The organism is Fulvivirga sediminis (assembly GCF_016757215.1).
Taxonomy (GTDB): Bacteria; Bacteroidota; Bacteroidia; order Cytophagales; family Cyclobacteriaceae; genus Fulvivirga; species Fulvivirga sediminis.
This window is the reverse complement of sequence record NZ_JAESIY010000010.1, coordinates 109,261-132,410: the sequence shown is the minus strand read 5'-3', so window position 1 is coordinate 132,410 and position 23,150 is coordinate 109,261. Positions and strand designations below refer to the sequence as shown.

Below are 23,150 nucleotides of genomic sequence, written 5' to 3'. Positions count from 1 at the left end.
TTCTATGATATTTCTTCTACAGTTCTATTAACATCTAATCTGCCAATGGCCAGATTTACTTCAAACCAATCAGCTAATTGCCTTATTTCTAAGTTATGATTTTGCGGATAAATTAATTCCAGCCTCCGTTTTATATTCATGATACCAATACCCTCTTTATGATTTTGAGATCTAGCTTTACTGCTATTTTTAATATTAAAAAGAAGACCGTCTTCATTAGTTTCTACTTCAACATTGATCTCTAGATTTCCATCTAAATAGCTGCCATGCTTAAAGCTGTTTTCTACAAAAGGAATCAATAACAAAGGAGCCATTACAAACGAATGATCGGCAGTATCGGCTTTTATTTCCACGCTTATTCTGTCTCCTGCACGCAGCTTTTCGAGCTCCACATAGTCTATCAAATGTTCCAATTCTTTGCCCAACGTCACATGCGGTTGATTCACTCTGTATAGTATGTAATCTAGCAGGTTAGAGAGTCTAAGAATAGTAGCAGGAGACTGATCATCCTTCCGTAAGGCCATTCCATATAAGGTGTTGAGCATATTAAACAAAAAGTGCGGATGCACCTGACTCTTCAAATACTGTAGCTCTTGCGTTTTTAGCTTTAAATCAGCCTCCAGCATGAGCTTTTGCAGTTCGCCATTACGCCCCTGCACCTGATAAGCATGATGCAACTGACGCAGTGCTGTTGCCAGAAAGATAACAAGAAATACTCCCACAAAAATAAACAGGTAGTTACGACTCAGAGGAGACATATTATCGTAATAATAGTCCGCCAAAAAAATAAAGGCCAGAAATATAGAAACCATCACCAGATAAGTAGTGATAATAAAAGTATATACTGCGTATAGGGTAAATTTCAAATACCTCCGCACCAGCAAAAAACGAGGTATAAGATAATAATTAATGTAATAGGCTGATAAAATGGTGACGGGCATTAAAAAACTCACGAAGCCCAGCACATAATACAGGTCCGATGAGTGGTAACCGAAATAATACACATAGAAAATAAAGACCAATGCCCAAAATATGCAGTGGATTATAATGGTTAGTATCGCCCTTTTTCTACTTATAGTGGACATAATAGCAAGCAAGTTGCTCTAAATAAAGCTATTTTTAAAAATTCATCGATGAATTACCAATTTAACTATCGTTTTCGCTAATTATGACATCTTTTTCACTTTTAAGCTCAGCAAGCTGTCATTCCCATTGATAAAGCAGTGATCCATCGTAACAGAAATTTTGAAGCCATGAATAATATTATAATTGAATCATGTTTCACTGAATAATATTTAACATGATACTAGCAAACTTTATAATTGAAGGAGGAGTCAGTTTTACTATTCCACTAACCCTAATGGGCTTAGCTATGGCAGCCTTCATCTTTAGGGGAGTAACACTCTTAATGAATGACTCAGAGCTGTCAGCCATTACTAAAAACAATGAAATAGTTAAGCAACTAGCCACTCTCTCCTTAGTCTGGGGTATTCTAGGCCAGCTCACAGGACTTTTTCAAGCCTTCGATGCCATTTCAAAAATGGAAAATGTATCTAGCGCATTACTCGCCGGAGGACTAAAAGTATCTATGATTTGCACGTTATATGGAGTTATAATATTCGTAATTGGTAGGTTGGCTATACTCGCATTAACACTCCTCAACAAAAAGAAATAATAAACTCATAAGCGGAGGTGTACACTTCCGCTTATACACTATTAATCGTACTTAATACTCTTTATAGGATTAATTCTGGCTATAACCGTAGTAGGAACGATAATTATTAAACTCACTACCACAAAAGTGAGAAGGTTAAGCCCAACTATTATTTCCCAGCTCCAGCCAATAGGCACATAACTCATGTAGTAGTCATGCGGATTAAGAGGGATTAACTGAAAATAATACTGAACTGCTCCCAGGCCTACCCCTAATAAATTACCAAGCAGCAGCCCTTTCGCTATAAGCTGCATACCATTAAAGGAGAAAATCTTCCTTATCAGTCCATTATTAGCGCCAAAGGCTTTTAAGAGACCTATCATTTGGGTTCGCTCCATAATGAGTATAAGTATGATAGAAATCATATTTACACAGACTACAAACAAAATAATGGCTAGAAATATATTCACCTGTCTGCTGATTAGGTGCAGCCAATCAAATACTTGCAAGTACTTATCGCTCACTTTTTCTACAAAAAGGTCATAATCTACAATATCTTCCAGCTTAGACTCCCCTTCATCTATTTTGCTTTCATTTTTTACAAAAACCTCCATGCCGCCGGCTACGCTATCAGCCCAATTATTGAGCTTTTGAATAAGCCCTATATCGCCAATCACAAATTTATCATCGAAGTATTCAGACAGGTTCGTTTCATAAATGCCTACAATTTTCAACTTTCTTACCCTCGGGGGATTTTGAAAAAAATGTATTACCACATCATCTCCAACATTCAATTTAAGCTTATTAGAAATAATGCGGCTAATGAGCACCTCTTTAGAGTACCCTGAGGAGTCAAATTTTACAAACCTACCTTCTACCAGATTAGGCTTAAAGCGCTGCTGATCAAAGCTAGTACCTACTCCTTTAAAAATAATACCGAGCACTTCATCGTTAGTCTTTATAAGACCTGCCTTATGGCTATACTCCTGCACATGATCTATAAAATCGTACTTCTTATAATTGTTATAAAGTTCATTATTAATAGAAATAGGCGCTTCTTCATAAGAATTACCCAAAGTGTATTTAGTAATGAGCAAATGAGAGCTAAAGCTATATATCTTATCCGTTACCGTATCCTGAAAACCTTTCAGTATGAGGAAAGAGATAATCATTACTGCCAGCCCTACGCCGATGCTGCCGACAGCTATTTTGTGAATAGTGGAAGAAAAACTATCCTTGCCACTGGCAGCGATTCTTTTAGATATAAAATAAGAGAGGTTCAAGAATATGATTAATTTTAACCCGCAGTTTACCGCAAATTAAAGAATAACTAATGAACAGGCTCGTTTTATTGCTATCATTTTTTATGGTTTTGTGCTCTTGTAGCTTTTCACAGCCCAAAAGCCCTCAGCCAATCACGCCTGGTGCTTATAACCTACCAGCTTATCTTCCTCTTTTAAAAGGGAAAAAAATAGCCCTGGTGGTGAATCAAACCTCAGAAATTAGGGGAACACACCTTGTAGACACCTTACTTAGCCTTGGCATTGAGGTGAAAAAAGTATTTTCTCCAGAACATGGTTTTAGAGGGCAGGCTGCTGATGGAGAACTGGTAAAAGATGGCATGGATGCAAAAACTCATACGCCGATCATTTCTCTTTATGGCAACCACCGAAAGCCCACTAATGAAGATCTAAAAGGCCTTGATATTATTATTTTTGATATTCAGGATGTAGGCACTCGTTTTTATACCTACATCAGCACTATGCACTATGTAATGGATGCCTGCGCTACCAATAAGGTCGATTTGCTTGTACTAGACCGCCCCAACCCCAACGGCATGTACATAGATGGCCCTATAAGAACTGAAAAGTTCAAATCATTTATTGCCATGGACCCCATTCCTGTTTTGCATGGCCTCACTGTAGGCGAACTGGCCTTGATGATCAATGGCGAAAATTGGCTTGAAGGAGGTGAAAAGTGCAGTTTGAGAGTAATCCCGGTAAAGAATTACGACCATTCAGATCAATATTCACTACCCGTAAAACCATCTCCAAATTTACCTAGTGACCTAGCCATAGAGCTCTACCCTTCACTTTGTTTTTTTGAAGGCACTGTAGTAAGCGTTGGCAGGGGCACCTATGAGCCATTTTTACAAATAGGTCACCCAGCATTTACTGACATGCCTGATAAGTTTACTCCCACTAGCATCAAGGGCATGTCTAACGAGCCTCCACATGAAGGTAAAACCTGCTATGGCATTAATTTTACTAAGAAGAAAAATGTAAAAGGGGGTCTCAATTTAGATTACTTAATCAATTTTTATAAAAAATATAACCGTAAAGACTTTTTTAAGCCCTATTTTAACACCTTGGCTGGCACTGATCAGCTACAGGCTCAGATTAAAGAGGGGCTTTCTGAAAAAGAAATAAAACAGACTTGGGAAGAAGGTCTCAAGAAATATAAAACAATCAGAACTAAATACTTACTTTACCCAGATAATGAATAATATTTTCTCCTTAGATTACATACATTGGAATCCTAGCAAAGAAATAATAGACCTTGGTTTTTATGCCTTACGCTGGTACTCACTATGCTTCGCACTAGGCTTTGTACTCAGCTTTTACTTACTCAAAAAGCAATTTAAAACCGCAGGCCTAGATGAAACCTATTTAGAAAAACTTACTATGTACCTGGTGCTAGCCACGGTTATAGGTGCTCGTCTGGCTCACTGTATATTCTATGACTTTGATTATTACTCTCAACATATCGCGGAAATTTTCCTTCCGGTGAAGTTTGACCCTTTCCGCTTTGTTGGATTTCAGGGATTAGCTAGCCATGGTGGTATTCTTGGTGTATTTATAGCTACCATCCTTTTCTGCAGAAAGTATAAAGTAAAACCACTTTGGTTACTTGACAGGCTCAGTGTGGTTGGGGCTTTGGCTGGTTGCTGCATAAGAATGGGGAATCTGATGAACTCAGAAATAATTGGTAAACCTACCGATGTGGCCTGGGCATTTATATTTGAGCAGGTAGACAACGTACCTCGCCACCCAGGGCAACTCTATGAAGCCATTGCCTATTTCAGCATTTTCGTAATCCTAAGTATTGTGCTTAAAAAATCAAACAGACACAATGGCTTTATATTTGGGCTTTTCTTTACACTGCTTTTCATAGCAAGATTCCTGATAGAATTTGTAAAAGCAGATCAATCAGCCTTTGAAGCCGGCATGATGTTTAACATGGGGCAGCTGCTCAGCATACCGTTCATCATATTCGGGCTAGTAATGATGTACTTGAAAAAAGATGCGAGAGACCCCGATGAAAATGCAGCGAAACTAGAAACTAAATAATGATAAAAAGCTCCTGATAATCAGGAGCTTTTTTCTTTACATGATAGATAAATATTGACATTGCTAAGGTTTGAACTTCAAATAGCCCATCAAAATACTTTGACTAAAAATCTACACTTAAAATACTTACTCCCTTGAGAACCTGTGCGTCCATTAACAATTCATTTTTGAGATAGCACTCACAAAGAACCCCATCTTCACTCACTTTATACTCAAATATGTAGTCATTATTCTTTTCACTTTCAGCTTGATATGACCTGCAATCATGGTATAAATCATCTATGGTTCTAGGAGCCGAACCAAAACGTTTATGAGCTCCGACAAACTCCTCATACTCTTCCCAACAGTTATAAAAATTCTTCTTAAATATTGGCGTATAATGCTCTTCTAAATGATTCTTCAAAGCTTCCTTAGCTTTCTCAGAGTCCGATTTTCTTATTTCTTCTATCCTTTTTAAATATTCACAATTCTCTTTTGAAGGATAACATTTTGTTTCATATCCAGAACCATACATACTATAGCTATAGTGCTTTCTTTCAACTATGACATTATCCATGACTTTAAAAAAAGTGTAGCTCTCTGAATTACTATCAAATAGATCAGCTCCTCTAACAACATAGCTATAACTATAATTATTCTGAAGCATAATATTTTGCCACATTTTATAACTGGAATCCAGGCTTAGTGTGTTTGCTACTTCCTCCTTCTGAATTTCAATTAAACTATCTTGAAGATCGACAAACCATTCACAAGGGCTTTGAGAAAACCCATTGAAAGCATGAATTAAAATGAAAGCAGTTAATAAGATTAGTAAGAGTAATAAATTAAAAGCATTTCATTATTTTATTCAGATGAAATTCTAAAAGATTGCAACTGAGAGCTATATTAATTTAACTTTAAACGGCATTCTATTTTTTTATTAATTACTTACGACCAACATATTGTTTTTATGGAAGCTATCATTGGAATCATCAACCAAGTACACGAAGTCAATCAAAAACTTGAAACTAAAGGCGATCTCATTAACGTCAGCAGAAATATTAGTAGGATCAAACATCACCTCGAAGAACTAGGGTATACCTTTCATAATCCTATTAATGAAGATTACAATGACACACGAACTGATTGTGAAGCCAACATCATAGGTGACTTCACTGAAGGAAAAATGTATATAAGCAAAGTAATCAAACCTATTATTTTTACAGAAACCAATAATGCACCCAATATAATTCAAAAAGCCGTGGTCATTGTTGAACAAAAGCCAGAATAAAACATGAGTAGTACTATTGATTTTGCTATAGACCTAGGCACCACTAACTCTGCTATAGCAAAGGCGAGCCATGCAGGTGTAGAAGTGTTCAAAAACCCATTAGATCTCAAACAAACTTTACCCTCAGTAGTAGGTTTCAGAAGAAATAGGATCATTGTAGGCGACAAAGCAAGAGAATTGCTAGGCAAAGACCCTGACAATGTATTTGGAGGATTTAAGAGAAAAATGGGCACCTCAGAATCCTTTTTTGTTAATAGTCTTTCTGAAACCAAGACTCCAATAGAGCTGTCTGCTCATGTTTTGAGAGAGCTAAAAAACTTTGTTCACAGCGGAGAAGAACTGAATTCAGTAGTAATCACTATACCTGCTTCATTTGATACGATACAGTCTAATGCTACCAAAAAAGCTGGGTACGAAGCCGGCTTCGAGGAAGTAGTGCTCCTACAAGAGCCTATTGCTGCTTGTCTAGCCTTTGTGAACAAAGGAGATCGATCAGAGAAATCTGGGCACTGGATAGTGTATGATCTGGGTGGCGGCACCTTTGATGTAGCCTTAGCTTCTATTAATGAGCAAGATTTAAAAATAGTAGACCACAGAGGCGACAACTTCTTAGGCGGCTTGGACTTTGACCACCGCTTGGTTACTGATGTCTTTTTAAAACAGATATTTGTAGTCCCTGAACTAGCATACCTACAAAAGGAATATGAAGATAGAACGCTGAATTTCAGAAGACTATACCAAATTCTTTTACTTAAAGCCGAAGAGGCAAAAAAACAGCTTTCGGTGAAAGAAAGTGTAGACGTTGAAATAGAAATACAAGATGAAGATGGAATAGAGCAAGAGGTTATCCTTATGGTAACAAGAGATCAGTTTAACACTTGCATTCAAGAAAAGCTATCTTATACTTTAACATTAGTTGAAGAACTCCTTGCTGATAACAACCTTGAAACCTCTGATATTAAGCAAGTAATATTAGTTGGAGGAAGTACATATATACCCAGAGTACAAGAACTGCTACAGATGAGACTCAAAACTGAAGTTAACACCTCTGTAGACCCTACCACTGCCGTAGCGGTAGGCGCAGCGCAATATGCAGCAGGAAAACAGAAAAAATTAAAAGTCTCTACATCTACCGAAAATAATTATGAAACCACTTCTCAGCTTCAAGCTAAGGTATCTTATCCTAAATCAAGTATGGATACTGAAGAAGTACTACTAGTAGATTTTGAAGATGATTTAGAAGACCACTTCTATAGAATAAGAAGAGAAGATGGAGGTTATGACACAGGCATTATTAAAGCCTCATCCAAGATTAGAGAATTTCTAACTCTTGCCCCCGATCGATTAAATAACTTTAAAGTAGAAATACTAAATAGTAATCATGAACCCGTTGGTACTAACATTCCTATAATAAGCATATTACATGGAAAATTCAGCATTGATGGACAGCCATTACCCCATGACATATGTATTGAAGTTGACGACTTAGAAAATAAGCGTACTAAGCTAGAGGTTATATTTCCAAAGAATAGTATCCTTCCATTAAACAAGACGATATATAGAGAAGTATCAAAAACCATTTATAAAGATGGAGAAGATAAATTAATAGTAAATGTACTTGAAGGAGACTTATACGCCTTACCTGAAACCAATCAAACCATTGGTATTATTGAGATCGATCCTGCGAAATTAGACATGGATTTAGTAAAGGGATCAGATTTAGAGATAAGAATGGAAATATCTGAATCTCGAGACCTCCGAGTTTGTGTTTATCTAAGCCAGACCGATCAGGAATTTGATCAGGTTTTTAATTCTTCAGAAAAATATGTTAGTGAAGCCAAACTCGAAGACGAGCTATCTCTACTAGTTCATAAAATAAGAAAAGATTTAAGAGAAAAAGAGACTCAAGCAGATTATGATGGGGCCGCTACGCTGAAAGAGTATTTATCTGAAGCTATGCTAATAGAAGAGGAATTTGCCTTGATGAAAAACACTTTATCAGGTGATGAAAAGTACCATATAAGCGAAAGAAAACGCAGGTTAGCTCAGAAGTTTGATTCCCTGAATAAAGATGCACGCCTAACTAAATTGCGCATTGCATATTACGAATTAAAAGAGTCAGTAAGAAAACAGGTAGAAACCCACCCTGATGAATCGGTAAAAGCCAAATTTAACAATATAATTAGCAGTGAAAACGAAGCTGTGAAAGGGCAAAGCATTTTCCTGATAGAAGAATTGATTAAAAAATTAAAAGTACTCCGAAGTGATATCTACATCAACTCTGATGAAGGAATTATTGATTTATATTATCAACTTGCCCGAATAAACAACTCGATGTATAAAGACAAAAAGTTAGCAGACAGTTTAAAAGATCAGGGACAAAAAGCTTTGGAAAGACAAAACTACAAAGAACTAAAAGTGATAGCTTTTAATCTTCACCATCTCTTACCTGAGATGAAAGAAAACAGTTTTTTAAATAACTTTAAAGGAACCGGAGTAGGCTAAATAAGTGCTGGCCTACTCTCCTAATCTGGTTGAAAATAATTATCCACTTCAACCAGACCGCTTTTTTTATCAGCTGAAAATTGAATGGTACTATTGGTAGATTGCGAAATTGAAAAATGGGAAGCCCCACAATTAGATTTCACTGTACATCTATTTTGCCATATCTTATCTAAAAATGAGATAGTGGTAGAATCTACTTTTGAGAAACACTCTCTCTGATCAGTTTTATTATTGCTAAATGAAGTTGAAGCTTGCATCCACACGTTGCCTAAATAAAATTGTAAATAATCATGCCTCGCTATTTGAAAAGAAATCTCCTCTTCTGCCTTTAAAAAAGCGGAATAGTTGTACCATTTTGTTGATAAAAACACCACCACATCATAAGTAGATGCATTAGAGATAGAGATTTTCCTACCTCCTGTTGGCCTATATTCCAACAGATCATGATACTCTCCAGCATACGGGTAATTATCAATAACCGCAATGCTGTCATATATCACTGAGCCTGGGGAAGATATTTGTTGGTTACTCCATTTTTTCAAAGTACTCATATTTGATAAGTGAGCTACTTTCTGAATCACAGGATTAGCCCAATCCATATCATAATCAGCTTTGCTCCTGCTGCCTTTAACATTATGACTACACGTTTTTAATATCACAATAAAAACAACAACAATCATGAAAACACCCGAAAATACAGGAGCGCCGCCTGAGCTACTATCCGAATCATTTGAGGTAATTCGTCGTATTTCATCTACTTTTTCTTCAAAAACCTTAAGATTATTTTCAATTATCTCTTTAGCCTCAGCAGAACAATCAAGCACACGTAGCGACAAATAAAGACGCTTACAAAGGACTGCGTAACGACCCTGAATAACCACAGAAAGACTGATGACAGCCAAGGCAAAGTTTTCTCTCAAAGACCCAAAAGAATTAGGTAAACTATTAAGGAATTCAACAAAGTAGTAATTAATGAAATTACATTGTTGCTCCCTAAAGTGATCTACACCTTTCATCTTCATTATTCTAATCTCCTCAACCATTCCCTTTATACTACTTTGCAACTTTCCGAAGGTGGCATCATAATAAGATGATTCTATCAATTCTGTAACTTTTAAGAGCTTATGACACTTAGCATACTCTTGCCTTAAAAAATACTGATTAAGGCTTTTTCCTAAAGGCTGAGCAAGAAAAGGAGAAATAAAAGACTTAAACCCTTCTATTTCCTCCTTTTGAAATATTTTTTCATCATACAGCTCATCATTAAAATTCAGGACATTGTTCTCGAGTAAGGCTCTCAATTCCGGGTTTTCATCAATCCACCTATAATAGGTTAAGTGTTCAACATTTGATAAGGCTTCAAAGAGATTTATAATGTCATTTTTTGTCCACTTAGTCCCTTCTACGTTTAAAATCGATTCATCTGAATGCTCCAACTCCACCAAAAGCACCTTCTTAGCCTTAATCAGAGTCTGGTCATTAATATCCTGTAAGTTTACACCTGAGTACCTCAGCACAGGAAAAGGGGACTTATAATCAGTCATATAAAAAAATAAAAAATAGGCCTTATACTTTGTAATATGTCAATAGCCAAAAAATTGCAGCTTTGATATCGAATATATTCCTTCTGATAATAAAAGGTTACCCTAAATAACTCATCTAGAGCGGCATCAAAGTACTCTGATCTAAAAGGCTACTTCATATCAGTAGTACTCTTTTGAACCAAAAGATGCATCACGCCATCAAATCCACATTAATGAAATTATATCCTTGGTCGATCACTTTTTGCAAGTACTGATCAAAACTTGAGGCTATAACTTTAAATTCATCAGGATCATGCAAAAACCTGACTACCTGGCCTTTTTCTCCAGTTTCAGAAGGGCTAAAATCGATAAACAACTGAGAGGTTCCTCCATTATTCATGCAGTCAGAAAAATGAAGCCACTTAATGTCTTTTGTGTTATTCGTTATCTTATCATCAATCTCCACCTCCTCATATTCTCTTGCGATATAATCAGAATAATTTTCAGCAGCCATATGCTTATTTTCTATCATTTGCTGTGCCGATAGTAAATAGTAAGGATACTCATAAAGGTCAGAACCCAAAAAGAAAAACGTTATCTCTGCATCTCCATATTTTCTCCAATAGGTACCATCCACATATTTCAAAAGGTCAACTAATGCCTCAGGAACATCAGGATAAATTTGCTTCAACTGATCAATTACTGCAAAGTCAGCACCATGGATAACATTCTCAAAGTACTCCCACTGTTCCCTGCCGTTATTTTCTAAATATGCCTTCTTAAGACCTTCAATATATTTTTCGGGTATTGTATTCATGAAATTTTTAATTAGAGACTATGATAGCTCTGTTATTAACCTATGCTTAGTTTTTACTGCAAACTTTTTCTTCCAGTCCGTAAGATCGAAATTATACCTTTCCTGAAATGAAGAAGTTTCCCAGTACATCATAAGCGCATAGTTTTGCTCCATCAGAAAACCAGCATTATCTTCCCCTATTTGATACAATTCTTCTATCATTTCATTCAAAACAACATACTCGTCGTTTACCTTCTGACCGCCAAAACTGAACGATAGGTGCTCCCTTTTTTTAATTAGCGGATGATCTTTTAATTCCTCTACAGGTTTTAAATTCTTAAGCATTCTCAGAGCATTCTGAGAAGGAATCTCAATGGCCCAATTAGAGATTATAGCATGAATGAGGCTTTTTTGAAATGACAGTTCATCTCCTAATCTCTTCTGCTGAGAAGCCAGCTTAAACCAATTTTCACTCACCTCTCCGAAACTTTGAGTGCCAAGTTGATAGTACTTTATGGCTTCTTCTATATTATTTTGTCTGAGACACTCATTTCCCTTATTCAGATGGGCGTACAGAAAGTTGTCATCTTCAATTTCTTCATCAGGGTATTCAAAATCATTTTCCTCATATAAGCTATTCCATTCCAGGAATTTGTCTAAAGAAGAAAATCTCGGTCTAATACTACCTTCATCATGAATCATCTCACAGATAACTGGTTCATCATTCTCCTTACCAAACTCCCAATAAAGCCCATAATAATCTCCGTTACCCATTTCGGCTTCATGAAAGGGAAAAAATCCATTAGGAGGGTATGGGCCTATTTCATTGGCTGTAAACAGAGAAATTTTATCGATATTTTTAGGTAATTTCATCATCTGATTTTTTTAAAAAATAGCTTTATCTACAAATTTAACGACTCAAAAATACTTGCCTAAGAAATGAAAACCTACCTTCTCAATCACAACTAACAGGTATGAAGCCAATTATATTTTACTAAAAATTTACAGGCAAGGATTTAATGACAAGCAGGGAGGAAAACTGGAAACTCAGCTCGGTCTTATTTTAAGATTATAATCTCGATAGAGAAGCAGCTATAATAGGTGATGATAGACTTGGTTTTGATTATCAATCAGACCATGAAATACGTGTTACAATAAAGAAACGAAGAGGAAGTGAAGTAAATAATTTCGGTCAACCCTTATCATTATAGGTGAATATCAATTCCCCTTCACCAATTCATTAAAGTCATTTTCCGAGCCATGAAATACATTAATATCTACATAGGTTTCTACCCCAGATAAATGACCTCTGTTAGCAAACTGCCAAAAGGTCCAAGGCCTGCCGTCTATTAGAGATGGTTTCCCGAAAATTCCCCTAAGCCAGATAGGATTTTCAGAAAATTGATCTTGCAGATATTCATCATAGAATTTCTGGGTCGCGTAAATTATAGGCTTTTTATGATAATGATCTTCTACTGAGGCCAAGAATATATCAATCTCCCTAATGAGTTGCTCTGGAGACTGATCTGTCTCACAGTTACCCCCGAATTCTAAATCTACCACCGGCGGCAAATTATTAGAATTATAAGGAACTGTAGCTATAAAATGACTCGCCTGCTCTGCTCCCGACCTACATAATCGATAAAAATGATAGGCTCCCACCTCAATATCCTGCTGCTGAGCATTTTTCCAATTTTCAACAAATTTAGGATCAGTGTAATCCCCTCCTTCTGTGGCCTTTATGAATACAAATGCCATATTTTCCTTGGTTAACTTCTCCCAATCAATATTACCCTGATGGTGAGAAATATCGATCCCTTGTATAGGGTATTCTTCTAAAGATGGATAGCTAAACCTTAGATAACCGGTATAAAAAAATATAGCAGCCATAACTGCTACAATCACCAATATTAGTACAACGTGTTTTTTGTTCAATTTTCAGATCGTGGTTTTAAGGAGAATGATATTCTTTAATCTCAATTATTTAAACTTCCTGCTTCATATTTTATTACATAATCAAATTCAATTATTTGAATTCTATGATCACAGACTTACAAACTAATTCCAAGGTACTACTATGCCCTCCTATACCATGAAGAAAGGTGAATTCCCCATAAAAAAGCTCGTCTTCCACATAATAATCAAACGAATACACTTTTAACTCATCGTTCTCCTTGCATGAAATGGATTGAGGCATTACCCTACTAAGCTCCCCAAAAACCAAAAGAATAATGATATAATCATTAACCTCCTCATTCCATTGAAAAATTTCAATCTCAATATTTCCAAGAGGCTCTTCATTGTAGTCAATCCTTCCTACCCGTACATCGTGAAATTCTATAGTTTCTAATCCTGCAAGGTCAATCATAATTTCAATTATAATGTAAAACAAAAAAGGCCTCTTTCGAGGCCTTTCACTTATCAATTTAAGCTTTTATACTTTATACATTGCATCTCTCTGCTCTGTAATTGAATCATCTTCTATATAGTCATCAAAACTCATAAGCTTATCTAAGTAACCTGTAGGTGTAATTTCAATTACTCTATTAGCAATGGTTTGAGTAAACTCATGGTCATGAGATGTGAATAAAACAGTGCCAGGAAATTCTGCCAAACCGTTGTTTAGCGCCTGAATAGATTCCAGATCCAGATGGTTGGTTGGTTCATCCATGATTAATAGATTAGCTCCAGAAAGCATCGCTTTAGAAAGCATACATCTCACTTTTTCACCTCCAGAAAGCACATTACTCTTTTTCAATACTTCCTGACCTGAGAATAACATCTTACCTAAAAAGCCTCTGATATACACTTCGTCCTTCTCTCCTTCTGAGTATTGCCTCAGCCAATCCACCAAATTGAGATCATTATCAAAGTACTCCTCATTTTCATTAGGCAAGTAGGCAGATGTAATGGTCTGGCCAAATTTAAATTCACCACTATCTGGCTGGCTTTCTCCAGCCAATATTTTAAACAGTGCTGTGGTGGCCATACTATCTTTACTGATGATAGCAATCTTATCTCCTTTATTCACAAAGAAATCAAGGTCTTTAAAAAGGGTTCTTCCTTCTACAGACTTGCTTAACCCCTCTACCTGTAATATCTGGTCTCCTGCCTCACGGTTTTGAGTAAAAATAATGGCCGGATATCTTCTTGAAGAAGGTTTGATATCTTCTACATTAATCTTATCCAATAGCTTTCTTCTACTGGTAGCCTGCTTAGATTTAGAGGCATTAGCACTAAATCTGGCAATAAATTCTTGCAACTCCTTCTTCTTCTCTTCTGCCTTTTTATTGGCAGAAGATCTCTGACTAAGTGCCAACTGGCTAGACTGATACCAGAAAGAGTAGTTACCCGTAAAGGTATTAATCTTACTATAGTCAATATCCACTATGTGAGTACAAACTGTATCTAAAAAGTGACGGTCGTGAGAAACCACAATCACTGTGTTTTTAAAATCTAAAAGGAAGTCTTCTAACCATGAAATGGTATGAATATCCAAATCGTTAGTAGGCTCATCCAGAATAAGTACATCAGGGTTACCAAATAAGGCTTGCGCCAATAATACCCTAACCTTCTGAGTACCACTTAGGTCTTTCATTAATGAATAATGCAGGTCTTCGGTTATTCCCAAACCGCTAAGTAAAGCTGCTGCATCCGACTCGGCATTCCATCCGTCCATTTCAGCAAATTCTGCTTCCAGCTCTGATGCTCTTATTCCATCTTTCTCATCAAAGTCTGGTTTAGCATAAATAGCATCCTTCTCCTCTATAATCTTCCACAACTGGCTGTGGCCCTTCATCACTGTATTTAAAACAGAAAACTCATCAAATTCAAAGTGATTTTGCTTTAACACGGCCATTCTCTTGCCCGGCTCTAAGCTCACCGTACCTGAGTTGGGATCTACATCACCTGCTAATATTTTTAAAAAGGTAGACTTACCCGCACCGTTGGCTCCAATTACTCCGTAGCAATTTCCTTCGGTAAACTTCATGTTCACCTCATCAAATAATACGCGTTTACCAAACTGTAAGGATATGTTCTGTACTGAAAGCATACTTTAATAGTTTATTTATGGCCTAAAACAAACTGCAAAGAAAGTAATTAAATCATTAGCATGTACTACTAATACCAAAGGATTACAAGGAAATTTATGTATAGCTCCTTGGAAAGACCACCTGAAGAGCAAATCTTTGCAGATATTTTGCCTTTAATAAAAGCAAAAGGAAGCAAATTATTGCTTGAACCAAATAACCGATTACTCAAACGAGCCTTTAATAGGGTCAGGCTGAGGCATATGATGCCTGCACCTCACAAACGAAATAGCACATGAAAGACCTTAGAATAATATATATGGGTACGCCAGAATTTGCCGTGCCATCACTTGAAATTTTAGTAGAGCATCAATTTAATGTGGTAGCGGTAATTACTGCTCCTGATAAGCCTAAAGGCAGAGGACAGAAACTGACTACTTCCCCGGTGAAAGATTGTGCAGTAAAACATAATATCCCTGTACTTCAACCTACTAATCTAAAAGCACCAGAGTTTATAGAAGAGCTAAAAAGCTACAATGCTAACCTGCAGATAGTAGTAGCCTTCCGTATGCTGCCAGAAGTAGTATGGAATATGCCGGAAATAGGCACTTTTAACCTACACGCTTCTTTATTACCACAATATAGAGGTGCCGCTCCTATTAACTGGGCCATTATAAATGGTGAAAAAGAAACGGGTGTGAGTACCTTCTTTCTACAGCATGAAATAGATACGGGCAAAATCATTTTTCAAGAAAAAGAAGCCATACGTGAAAATGATACTGTAGGAGATCTGTATGAACGCTTAATGCAGCTAGGCTCTAAATTGGTATTAAAAACTGTAGAAGCTATTCAAGCTGATAGTTATCCGCAAATAAATCAGGACGAAAGCCAGGAATTGAAATCAGCGCCGAAAATTTTCAGGGAAACTTGTGAGATAAAATGGGATCAGCCTACAGAAATGGTGTACAACTTTATAAGAGGCCTCTCTCCTTACCCTGCTGCCTGGACGGAGATTCTCGATAAAAATCTCAAAGTTTTTATCGTAGAAAAAACCCCTTTAGATGAAAGACTAAAATCCTTAGTGCCAGGACAATATGATAGTGACAATAAAACGTACCTTCGCTTTAGAACTGCAGATGGCGCCATTAATGTGAAAGAGCTCCAGATACAAGGAAAAAAGAGAATGAACATTGAAGATTTTTTAAGAGGAAATCAGGTGAATTAATAACCCTGAATAGTAAAATTCAGTTTCTTATGAGACTGTTTCTTGAGGTGAAAATATTTTTTAATAATTAAATAAGCGAATGAAAATATCAATGATAGCGGCTATAGCCGAAAATTTTGTGATAGGAAAAGACAATGACATGGTTTGGGATTTACCGGATGACATGCGTTTTTTCATGGAAAAAACGTCTGGCCACCATGTTATTATGGGAAGAAAAAATTTTGAGTCTATCCCTGAGAAATATCGCCCTCTGCCTAACCGTACCAATATTGTTATGACTAAAAATAATGACTGGACGGCTGATGGAGTAGAGATTGTTCATTCACTAGAAGATGCGCTTGAAATAGCCAGAAAGAACAATGAACCTGAGGTATTTATCATTGGAGGCGGTCAAATATACGAGCTAGGCTTACAACATGCTGACGTGATGTATCTTACCGAAATTCATGCTTCATTTGATGGAGATGCCTTTTTTCCTACTTTCAACAAGCTGGAATGGATAGAAAAAGAAAGAATTCCTCATGCAAAAGACGAAAAACATGCCTATAGCTTTGACTTTGTCACCTATGTAAAAGAATAATTTTGAGTAAGTATTGAGATTTAATTTTACCACCAAATCTCAATACTATAAAACTCTTCCTTGGCTAGCCCCACTGTCCCAACAGCCTTCTAACCACTATAATTTGCCCTACATGATAGCTATTATGATCAGCTATCAATAATGCTTCTCTGAGAAGATTTTGTCCACTGCCATGTTTGAAGGGTGTATATAAATCAACTTCAGGATCTGAAATAAGGGCTATATATTTATCTCTGTCCTCCTTGATCTGAGTTAGAGAATTTTGCCACTCTTCTTCACTGGCCGGTGCCGCATCAGCAGGCCAGTAATCATCTGGCCAATTCCAGGTTTCATAATTGGCATTTGTTGAAAAATCAAGAATATCTGCCTGCGCTAATCGCATATGCTCCACCAGCTCCCACACGCTATATGGCAGCCCGTCTGGCCTTTTACCTCGATACTCTGCGGGCAAATCAGCCACTGCCTGTTCTAAAGTAACATGGGCGTTGCCTCCTTTTAAAAGTGAAGAAACCTGCTCTATTAATGATTTAATTTGGTTGTTCATTGTAGTATATTTTTAAATTGCCTTCTTAATTATCTTAGGAAGGGTTCATACACTAAACAACCTCAGCACCGTACAGTTAAAAAATAGCTACATATCCAGAATAAACCGACTGATACTTTCATTAGGAGCAATTATTAACAGCCTCATAAATCCTGCTTTTAGATCTCTATCGCATTATATAAGAGACGATCATAAAACTGATAACTGGATCACAGGATTAATAGCTCTGATATTTATTCCACTCATTATTATAATCTTAGTTGTTAGTTTACTAAAAAAACAGATGAAATTATTCCTCAATCATTAAACTCTGTATTACAAATAACCATGGCTAAACATCCAATTAGCTACTGATTTACCGATAGTTCCTTCAGATTTATCACCTGTTTTTACCTCATATTTCATTCTCGACATATATTCACCATCTTGATACAAATAAAGCTCACCTAATGCATCATTTAAATCAATAGTGGCTGCCAACAAATAATTTCCATCGGTATACTCTAAATACTTAGAATCTGGCCCTGTTACTTCAGCTATTAATTTTCGGTAAATCTTCATTTCATTTACTTTTTTACCGCTTCCTGTGGAACTGGCAATAGAACGATCTGCTACTCCAGAGAACTCCATTTTACCTATCTTGATAGATCTCTTCTCCTCTCCCTCTTCACCTTCATTCCTATAGATTTGATAAATCCAATAGTTCCTGGAATTATAGATTTTCTCAAAATACAAAGAGGCGTCTGGCTTTTTAGGCATTCCTAATTTAGACAACGCTACATTGTAATAATTAAGCACTTCAACCACCTCCATGGTATCTTTTCGTACTTTTTCAGCTACATCTACAAAAGTGTCAATGTCGTTCGTATTAAAACCATCATCATACAGATGTACTCCCTTGCCAAAAAGTTCTACATTTAAGAAATTCTTCACACTCCAATATGTCATACTATTGATCCTCACCTTCTTGTCTAAAGCGGGAAATTCAAGATCCATCCATAAAATATCTTTTTGACCCGGAATCCTGGCCTTAAAATAGCCCTGATTAGCATGCAATATAGGGGCATCATTATTATCAAAAACTGTAAACTCTTTTACTTTACCAGTCACTTTCCCAATTACTACTTTGTCTTTGTAAAGAACATCTTTCTTCACCTTATACTTTTGCGCGAGGCTTATACCAGTAATAAACAATAACCCACATATTAGTAATCTTGTCTTCATATTAATATTGTTTAGTATTTACAAAGTTTATAAGTAGCAGTATTTTTAAGTAACCCACTTTATCATATAAAAAATGAATACAATATAAATCATGACCCACACATTACATTATTCAGTATTTTTTATTGTAAAAGGATAATTGTTACCTACTTTAATGGATTACTCAAAAATGTAATTATTAAAATATTTGCACTTGCATTTCTTTATGCAGTCCCCTTCTTAACCATCTCAAACAGTCACGGTCAATCATCAACGAAAACACAAATCATGTTTATTGGCTTTGATTATCTCAATCAAATATATAATGATACTGAAGCCTCTGATGTGCTAAGCGCCAAAAATCAGAAAGAAATAATACGATTAGCTAAAGCATTAAAATCATACGCTCTTAATAAGATAGGAACAGAAGTTGATCCTAAAAAACAAGCCTATGAAGACAGCCTTCTAACCACTATTATTTGGCCTACATGATAGCTATTATGATCAGCGATAAGAAGAGCCTCCCTTAATAAATTTTGGCCACTGCCATGTTAGAAGGGTGTATATAAATCGGCCTTTGGATCTGATATTACCTCTACAAATTTCTACTTATCTTCTTGAATCTGTTTGATAGATGTGTGCCAGGCATCCGCCTTTTCAGGAGTTTGATTTTCAGGCCAGTAATCATCCGGCCAAGCCATTTCCTTATAATCAGGATTGATCGAAAAATCCAGAATATCATGCTGAGCGATACGTAAATGCTCTACTAACTCCCAAATACTGTAAGGCAATCCATCAGGGCGCTTACCTCGATATTCCTCAGGCAAATCAGCTACGGCTTGCTCAAAAGAGGCGTGGGCGTTACCTACAGTTAGTAGTTGTGTCAGTTGAGTAATAATGGGTTGGTTATTTGAATTCATATCTATATTAACTTTTAATAATCGCTTAATTAACAGTTCATAAATAAGCCAAATAAGAAAACCTAAATGGGTATTAAATCTAGGCGCCATATTTAATGCTATTCTTATTTCTAACAATAGAAAAGGCACTCATTATATGGATCACAGGCATAATTATCACAACTCTTCTTCCAATTATTTTAATTATTACTGCTTTGAAGCTTTTAAAATAAGAGGGAGACAAATAATTATTGCTATAATTAAACATAAACATAGCTACAAATAATATAAATGTCATCTTCTCGTTAACCACTACAATTACCTAGTAATAATAAAATTGAAACTTCTCACTTTAACCTTACTATTACTTATTCAACTTACAGCTTTCAGCCAATCTCACCTCATTGTGAGAAAGCAATCCAATAAAGTGAAAGAAGAGTTTTTTATAGATGATGTCATTGCCTTTAAACTGAAAGGGGATAAAGATATTTATACCGGTAAGTTAAACGCTGTAAAAGCAGAGTCAAATGAGATAGTTGTTGAGCAAGCTAAGGTTGATGTGAGTGAGATCGAAGTGATTTACTCACAAAAATCTTTCAATAAGAATTTTCACTATAAATTATTAACTGCAGGGGTGCTTCTCCCCTTTTTAGATCGGTTTAACGAAACCGTTATCAATGACCAGAAAGGCACCTGGAATCCTGGTGTGTTAATAGCTTCCGGAGTACTCATTTCGACGGCCTTCGCTATTAAATATCTTAAAAAAAGAAAATATAAGATTGGCAAACGATTTAAGCTGAGCGCAAATTATTTTTAGATCCAGCCCACTTTAGCAGCATGGTCAATAGCCTCCTGAGAACTCTGCATAAGTAGAAAGGGAATATCCAGACCTTTCACTCTTTCATCTATTTCATTTCGCCTCAAGTCAGAATGAACATGTCGAATATAAATAGCCATCACTCTCCCAGGATAGCACTCATGAATATCAAGATAGATCTCCGGATCTTTTTCACCGCTGTCTCCAATTAAAACAAAGTTTAGATTTGGAAAAATATTTAAAATCAGCTCAATACTTTGTTTCTTATACTCCTGTGAGTCTTGCTTAAGCCACTGATCCGGCCCAAAGCCCAAATCTCTCATAATAAACGGAGCCTTAGGTATGCCATGATGCTCACAAAAATTGGTGAGCATATCAAAAAGATTGTATGAACTTCCTGAAACAAAAAGTAGCGGATGCAAATAATTACAGGAAAGCCTCTTATACAGCTCCTGCACCCCTTCAAATGGTATCCTTTTTTTTGCATTTTTAAAAAGCACATTAGATATCATTTTCAGTGGCTTCAGTATATCGCTTTGAATTATAGTATCATCTATATCTGAAATTATTCCGAACTTCTTCTGCTGATCAGAAATAACAACTTCGGCGGTGGCCGTTTCAATAAACTCAATATCAAATGGCATATCAGTAATTTTGAGGTCTACCGTATGCCATCCATTGGTAAGTTTTGTAGGATCTAAGTTGGTGAATCTTAAAGTGAAATATCCTTCATCATCACTTACAGCACTAGCCTCTACACCATATAACAGACCTTTGACCTCCACACCTGGCACCTCATCGCTCTCATACCTCTTCCATACCTTCTTCAGATTGGTCCAAGTCGTATCTGGCAGGTCTGATGGCTCATGAATGATATCTTCTTTTTCAAGAATCCGACCGTGTAGATGAACCAGCTCAGAAGTTCCAAAGCCTCGATAAGGATAAATAAAAACGGGATTATTCAGTTTCAGCTTCTCCTTGATCTTGAATTTCAAAATATCTATTCCAGATTCTGATTTTATAAAAGCCTTTTTTAGTCTACTCACCATCCATTCATTATTGAGGAATTAAAGAAAAATATATTTAAGCGGATAAGCAAACCTCCCCATAGGCATATCTCTTTAAACATCTTATAATTATATTGTTTATTAAATAAAAGACATAGAATGAAAAGGCACTAAATGATATTCTCCTTGTGTGCGTTTATAGTTTACTAAAGCAAGCAAGAAATTTCAAAAAATTGGATAATTAAAAATAAAGTCGTATTCTTAATTCATGAAATTAACTATTCCAATAAAAACTATCCTTCTCCCGTTATTCATCTCATTCTTCGTGCAATTACGGGCACAGCAACAAGACAAAATACAGATCATGTTTGTAGGCTTCGACCATTTAAACCAGATGGATAATGGAACGCCTACTTCTGACATCTTCAGTGATAAAAAGCAAGCAGAACTCATTAAACTGACGAATGCCCTTAAGAAATATAAACCAGACTTCATTGGTGTAGAAGATGACCCTAAGCTACAAGATTTTGAAGACAGTCTATATACTGCCTATTTAAAAGGAAACGTTGATTTCAAAGCATACAAAACTGGCGCTCGAGAAAGCTACCAGGTCGGGTATCGACTTGGAAAATTGTTAGGATTGGATCATATCCATGCGGTTGATAATGATAATTCCACCTCCCAATCGCTTCTTAAAAGCGGTGACCATTTCGATCTATTTATGGATGGTTTAAAAAAGCTCCAAACTACCGCCAGACCATTAAAGCAAAGCGTACAAAATGACAGCATGTCTATCTATGATTATATCAAATACATAAACAAACCTGAAATCATTGACTTGACCCATCACCTGTTTTATAACCTGCCTGCTTACGTAATGAACGGGGAGTTTAGTGATGGCATAAACACTGTAGATATTGGCGAAATAGATAATAAGTACATCGGAGCCGAATATATCACCTTGTTTTACAATAGAAACCTAAAAATCTACTCCAACATCCTCAATACTCAGCTTAAAACTGACAAAAAGCGGTTGCTCATCATGTTTGGACAGGCACATATTGGTGTACTTCAAGATCTTTTTGAAGAAAACCCTAATTATGAAATTATTTCACCACTGAATTATTTAAAATAATTGTAATCATTTAAATTAGTTACAAATCAACCCTTAAATGATTGACAACTATAACAACAAAACTTGCTGATAATGATGAGGATCTGCTAGGCATTCTTGATCTTCAAAGAGAAAATCATCTAGCAAATGTGAGTTCAGAGACCAAAAGTACCGAAGGTTTTGTCACTGTAAAGCACACCTTATCAATACTTAGGCAAATGAATGAAAAAGCGAGCCAGGTAATAGCCATTGATAACAATAAAGTGATAGGCTACGCCTTGGTGATGGTAAAAGAGTTTAAATACCTGCTACCTGTGCTCACCCCCATGTTTGAAGCTTTTGAAGATATTACATATAAAAACAAAAAGCTTAGTGACTGCAATTATTATGTGATGGGTCAGGTTTGTGTAGCCAAATCGCACCGAGGCATGGGAGTATTTCAGAGCCTGTATAACAAGCAAAAAAAGAGCTATTCACATAAATATGATATTTGCCTCACAGAGGTTTCGTCTAGCAACCCAAGGTCTATCAGAGCTCATGAAAAAGTAGGCTTCAAGACTATACATACTTTTAAAGACATCACTGATGAATGGCATATCATTGGCTGGGATTGGAACCTTTAAAACACTTAA

At 36.2% G+C, this 23,150-nt stretch carries 24 protein-coding genes; 11 read left to right on the top strand and 13 right to left on the bottom strand.

What is annotated here, in order from left to right; translation table 11 throughout:
* Positions 1–2: 2 nt before the first annotated feature.
* Positions 3–1,085, bottom strand: coding sequence for a sensor histidine kinase (locus JL102_RS18020; RefSeq protein ID WP_202245845.1), 1,083 nt, complete (start codon positions 1,083–1,085; stop codon positions 3–5).
* Positions 1,086–1,300: 215 nt separating this feature from the next.
* Between JL102_RS18020 and JL102_RS18015 the strand changes: the two genes are divergently transcribed.
* On the top strand, positions 1,301–1,675 hold the full coding sequence (locus JL102_RS18015; protein ID WP_202245844.1) for a MotA/TolQ/ExbB proton channel family protein: 375 nt from the start codon (positions 1,301–1,303) through the stop codon (positions 1,673–1,675).
* 41 nt (positions 1,676–1,716) lie between these two features.
* Here the strand turns inward: JL102_RS18015 and JL102_RS18010 are convergent, their stop codons facing one another.
* Complete coding sequence (locus tag JL102_RS18010; RefSeq protein WP_202245843.1) at positions 1,717–2,937, bottom strand: ABC transporter permease; 1,221 nt, start codon at positions 2,935–2,937, stop codon at positions 1,717–1,719.
* A 50-nt stretch (positions 2,938–2,987) separates the two neighbouring features.
* Here JL102_RS18010 and JL102_RS18005 point away from each other — a divergent pair, with 50 nt between their 5' ends.
* The gene (locus JL102_RS18005; protein ID WP_202245842.1) at positions 2,988–4,160 is read left to right on the top strand and encodes an exo-beta-N-acetylmuramidase NamZ family protein; all 1,173 of its coding nucleotides are present in this window, start codon (positions 2,988–2,990) and stop codon (positions 4,158–4,160) included.
* A complete protein-coding gene (gene lgt / locus JL102_RS18000) occupies positions 4,153–5,004 on the top strand; it encodes a prolipoprotein diacylglyceryl transferase (protein WP_202245841.1) in 852 nt (283 codons plus the stop codon). The genes JL102_RS18005 and lgt overlap by 8 nt, the downstream gene beginning before the upstream one ends.
* A gap of 103 nt (positions 5,005–5,107) precedes the next feature.
* On the opposite strand, the gene JL102_RS17995 is transcribed toward lgt, so the two are convergent.
* On the bottom strand, positions 5,108–5,650 hold the full coding sequence (locus JL102_RS17995; protein ID WP_202245840.1) for a hypothetical protein: 543 nt from the start codon (positions 5,648–5,650) through the stop codon (positions 5,108–5,110).
* A gap of 303 nt (positions 5,651–5,953) precedes the next feature.
* Between JL102_RS17995 and JL102_RS17990 the strand changes: the two genes are divergently transcribed.
* Positions 5,954–6,274, top strand: coding sequence for a hypothetical protein (locus JL102_RS17990; RefSeq protein ID WP_202245839.1), 321 nt, complete (start codon positions 5,954–5,956; stop codon positions 6,272–6,274).
* A 3-nt stretch (positions 6,275–6,277) separates the two neighbouring features.
* Positions 6,278–8,779, top strand: a complete 2,502-nt coding sequence (locus JL102_RS17985; RefSeq protein WP_202245838.1) for an Hsp70 family protein — start codon at positions 6,278–6,280, stop codon at positions 8,777–8,779.
* Between the two features lie 20 nt (positions 8,780–8,799).
* Here the strand turns inward: JL102_RS17985 and JL102_RS17980 are convergent, their stop codons facing one another.
* The 6 genes from JL102_RS17980 to JL102_RS17955 form a co-directional block, all read right to left on the bottom strand.
* On the bottom strand, positions 8,800–10,323 hold the full coding sequence (locus tag JL102_RS17980; protein ID WP_202245837.1) for a hypothetical protein: 1,524 nt from the start codon (positions 10,321–10,323) through the stop codon (positions 8,800–8,802).
* 190 nt (positions 10,324–10,513) lie between these two features.
* Positions 10,514–11,119, bottom strand: coding sequence for an SMI1/KNR4 family protein (locus tag JL102_RS17975; protein ID WP_202245836.1), 606 nt, complete (start codon positions 11,117–11,119; stop codon positions 10,514–10,516).
* 18 nt (positions 11,120–11,137) lie between these two features.
* Positions 11,138–11,974: a tetratricopeptide repeat protein gene (locus tag JL102_RS17970; RefSeq protein WP_202245835.1), complete on the bottom strand. Its 837-nt coding sequence runs from the start codon at positions 11,972–11,974 to the stop codon at positions 11,138–11,140.
* 342 nt (positions 11,975–12,316) lie between these two features.
* Entirely contained in the window at positions 12,317–13,033 is a 717-nt protein-coding gene (locus JL102_RS17965) for a glycoside hydrolase family 25 protein (RefSeq protein ID WP_202245834.1), read from the bottom strand.
* Positions 13,034–13,124: 91 nt separating this feature from the next.
* Positions 13,125–13,466 carry a hypothetical protein gene (locus JL102_RS17960; protein ID WP_202245833.1) on the bottom strand — a complete coding sequence of 114 codons (342 nt, stop codon included), beginning with the start codon at positions 13,464–13,466 and terminating at the stop codon, positions 13,125–13,127.
* Between the two features lie 66 nt (positions 13,467–13,532).
* Positions 13,533–15,152 carry an ABC-F family ATP-binding cassette domain-containing protein gene (locus JL102_RS17955; RefSeq protein ID WP_202245832.1) on the bottom strand — a complete coding sequence of 540 codons (1,620 nt, stop codon included), beginning with the start codon at positions 15,150–15,152 and terminating at the stop codon, positions 13,533–13,535.
* Between the two features lie 272 nt (positions 15,153–15,424).
* Here JL102_RS17955 and fmt point away from each other — a divergent pair, with 272 nt between their 5' ends.
* Together fmt and JL102_RS17945 are read left to right on the top strand one after the other, a co-directional pair.
* Positions 15,425–16,354: a methionyl-tRNA formyltransferase gene (fmt, locus tag JL102_RS17950; RefSeq protein WP_202245831.1), complete on the top strand. Its 930-nt coding sequence runs from the start codon at positions 15,425–15,427 to the stop codon at positions 16,352–16,354.
* A gap of 79 nt (positions 16,355–16,433) precedes the next feature.
* Positions 16,434–16,934: a dihydrofolate reductase gene (locus JL102_RS17945; protein WP_202245830.1), complete on the top strand. Its 501-nt coding sequence runs from the start codon at positions 16,434–16,436 to the stop codon at positions 16,932–16,934.
* 64 nt (positions 16,935–16,998) lie between these two features.
* On the opposite strand, the gene JL102_RS17940 is transcribed toward JL102_RS17945, so the two are convergent.
* Positions 16,999–17,478, bottom strand: coding sequence for a DinB family protein (locus JL102_RS17940; RefSeq protein ID WP_202245829.1), 480 nt, complete (start codon positions 17,476–17,478; stop codon positions 16,999–17,001).
* 315 nt (positions 17,479–17,793) lie between these two features.
* Positions 17,794–18,702 (bottom strand): hypothetical protein, encoded by a 909-nt coding sequence (locus JL102_RS17935; RefSeq protein WP_202245828.1) that lies wholly within the window; start codon positions 18,700–18,702, stop codon positions 17,794–17,796.
* Between the two features lie 267 nt (positions 18,703–18,969).
* Here JL102_RS17935 and JL102_RS17930 point away from each other — a divergent pair, with 267 nt between their 5' ends.
* The gene (locus tag JL102_RS17930) at positions 18,970–19,173 is read left to right on the top strand and encodes a hypothetical protein (protein WP_202245827.1); all 204 of its coding nucleotides are present in this window, start codon (positions 18,970–18,972) and stop codon (positions 19,171–19,173) included.
* Positions 19,174–19,286: 113 nt separating this feature from the next.
* On the opposite strand, the gene JL102_RS17925 is transcribed toward JL102_RS17930, so the two are convergent.
* Entirely contained in the window at positions 19,287–19,601 is a 315-nt protein-coding gene (locus tag JL102_RS17925) for a DinB family protein (RefSeq protein WP_237390653.1), read from the bottom strand.
* Between the two features lie 406 nt (positions 19,602–20,007).
* Here JL102_RS17925 and JL102_RS17920 point away from each other — a divergent pair, with 406 nt between their 5' ends.
* The gene (locus tag JL102_RS17920) at positions 20,008–20,397 is read left to right on the top strand and encodes a hypothetical protein (RefSeq protein ID WP_202245826.1); all 390 of its coding nucleotides are present in this window, start codon (positions 20,008–20,010) and stop codon (positions 20,395–20,397) included.
* On the opposite strand, the gene JL102_RS17915 is transcribed toward JL102_RS17920, so the two are convergent.
* Positions 20,394–21,446, bottom strand: a complete 1,053-nt coding sequence (locus tag JL102_RS17915; protein ID WP_202245825.1) for a phosphatase domain-containing protein — start codon at positions 21,444–21,446, stop codon at positions 20,394–20,396. The two genes, JL102_RS17920 and JL102_RS17915, sit on opposite strands and share 4 nt — an antisense overlap.
* A gap of 226 nt (positions 21,447–21,672) precedes the next feature.
* Here JL102_RS17915 and JL102_RS17910 point away from each other — a divergent pair, with 226 nt between their 5' ends.
* The gene (locus JL102_RS17910) at positions 21,673–22,539 is read left to right on the top strand and encodes a DUF5694 domain-containing protein (RefSeq protein ID WP_202245824.1); all 867 of its coding nucleotides are present in this window, start codon (positions 21,673–21,675) and stop codon (positions 22,537–22,539) included.
* A gap of 41 nt (positions 22,540–22,580) precedes the next feature.
* The gene (locus tag JL102_RS17905; RefSeq protein ID WP_202245823.1) at positions 22,581–23,141 is read left to right on the top strand and encodes a GNAT family N-acetyltransferase; all 561 of its coding nucleotides are present in this window, start codon (positions 22,581–22,583) and stop codon (positions 23,139–23,141) included.
* Positions 23,142–23,150 lie beyond the last annotated feature (9 nt).

Bases quoted from the DNA above. Each gene is read 5' to 3' on its own strand.
- JL102_RS18020 (WP_202245845.1), bottom strand. From the start codon at position 1,085: ATGTCCACTATAAGTAGAAAAAGGGCGATACTAACCATTATAATCCAC.
- JL102_RS18015 (WP_202245844.1), top strand. From the start codon at position 1,301: ATGATACTAGCAAACTTTATAATTGAAGGAGGAGTCAGTTTTACTATT.
- JL102_RS18005 (WP_202245842.1), top strand. From the start codon at position 2,988: ATGAACAGGCTCGTTTTATTGCTATCATTTTTTATGGTTTTGTGCTCT.
- lgt (WP_202245841.1), top strand. From the start codon at position 4,153: ATGAATAATATTTTCTCCTTAGATTACATACATTGGAATCCTAGCAAA.
- JL102_RS17995 (WP_202245840.1), bottom strand. From the start codon at position 5,650: ATGCTTCAGAATAATTATAGTTATAGCTATGTTGTTAGAGGAGCTGAT.
- JL102_RS17990 (WP_202245839.1), top strand. From the start codon at position 5,954: ATGGAAGCTATCATTGGAATCATCAACCAAGTACACGAAGTCAATCAA.
- JL102_RS17985 (WP_202245838.1), top strand. From the start codon at position 6,278: ATGAGTAGTACTATTGATTTTGCTATAGACCTAGGCACCACTAACTCT.
- JL102_RS17980 (WP_202245837.1), bottom strand. From the start codon at position 10,323: ATGACTGATTATAAGTCCCCTTTTCCTGTGCTGAGGTACTCAGGTGTA.
- JL102_RS17975 (WP_202245836.1), bottom strand. From the start codon at position 11,119: ATGAATACAATACCCGAAAAATATATTGAAGGTCTTAAGAAGGCATAT.
- JL102_RS17970 (WP_202245835.1), bottom strand. From the start codon at position 11,974: ATGATGAAATTACCTAAAAATATCGATAAAATTTCTCTGTTTACAGCC.
- JL102_RS17960 (WP_202245833.1), bottom strand. From the start codon at position 13,466: ATGATTGACCTTGCAGGATTAGAAACTATAGAATTTCACGATGTACGG.
- JL102_RS17955 (WP_202245832.1), bottom strand. From the start codon at position 15,152: ATGCTTTCAGTACAGAACATATCCTTACAGTTTGGTAAACGCGTATTA.
- fmt (WP_202245831.1), top strand. From the start codon at position 15,425: ATGAAAGACCTTAGAATAATATATATGGGTACGCCAGAATTTGCCGTG.
- JL102_RS17945 (WP_202245830.1), top strand. From the start codon at position 16,434: ATGAAAATATCAATGATAGCGGCTATAGCCGAAAATTTTGTGATAGGA.
- JL102_RS17940 (WP_202245829.1), bottom strand. From the start codon at position 17,478: ATGAACAACCAAATTAAATCATTAATAGAGCAGGTTTCTTCACTTTTA.
- JL102_RS17935 (WP_202245828.1), bottom strand. From the start codon at position 18,702: ATGAAGACAAGATTACTAATATGTGGGTTATTGTTTATTACTGGTATA.
- JL102_RS17930 (WP_202245827.1), top strand. From the start codon at position 18,970: ATGTTTATTGGCTTTGATTATCTCAATCAAATATATAATGATACTGAA.
- JL102_RS17925 (WP_237390653.1), bottom strand. From the start codon at position 19,601: ATGAATTCAAATAACCAACCCATTATTACTCAACTGACACAACTACTA.
- JL102_RS17915 (WP_202245825.1), bottom strand. From the start codon at position 21,446: ATGGTGAGTAGACTAAAAAAGGCTTTTATAAAATCAGAATCTGGAATA.
- JL102_RS17910 (WP_202245824.1), top strand. From the start codon at position 21,673: ATGAAATTAACTATTCCAATAAAAACTATCCTTCTCCCGTTATTCATC.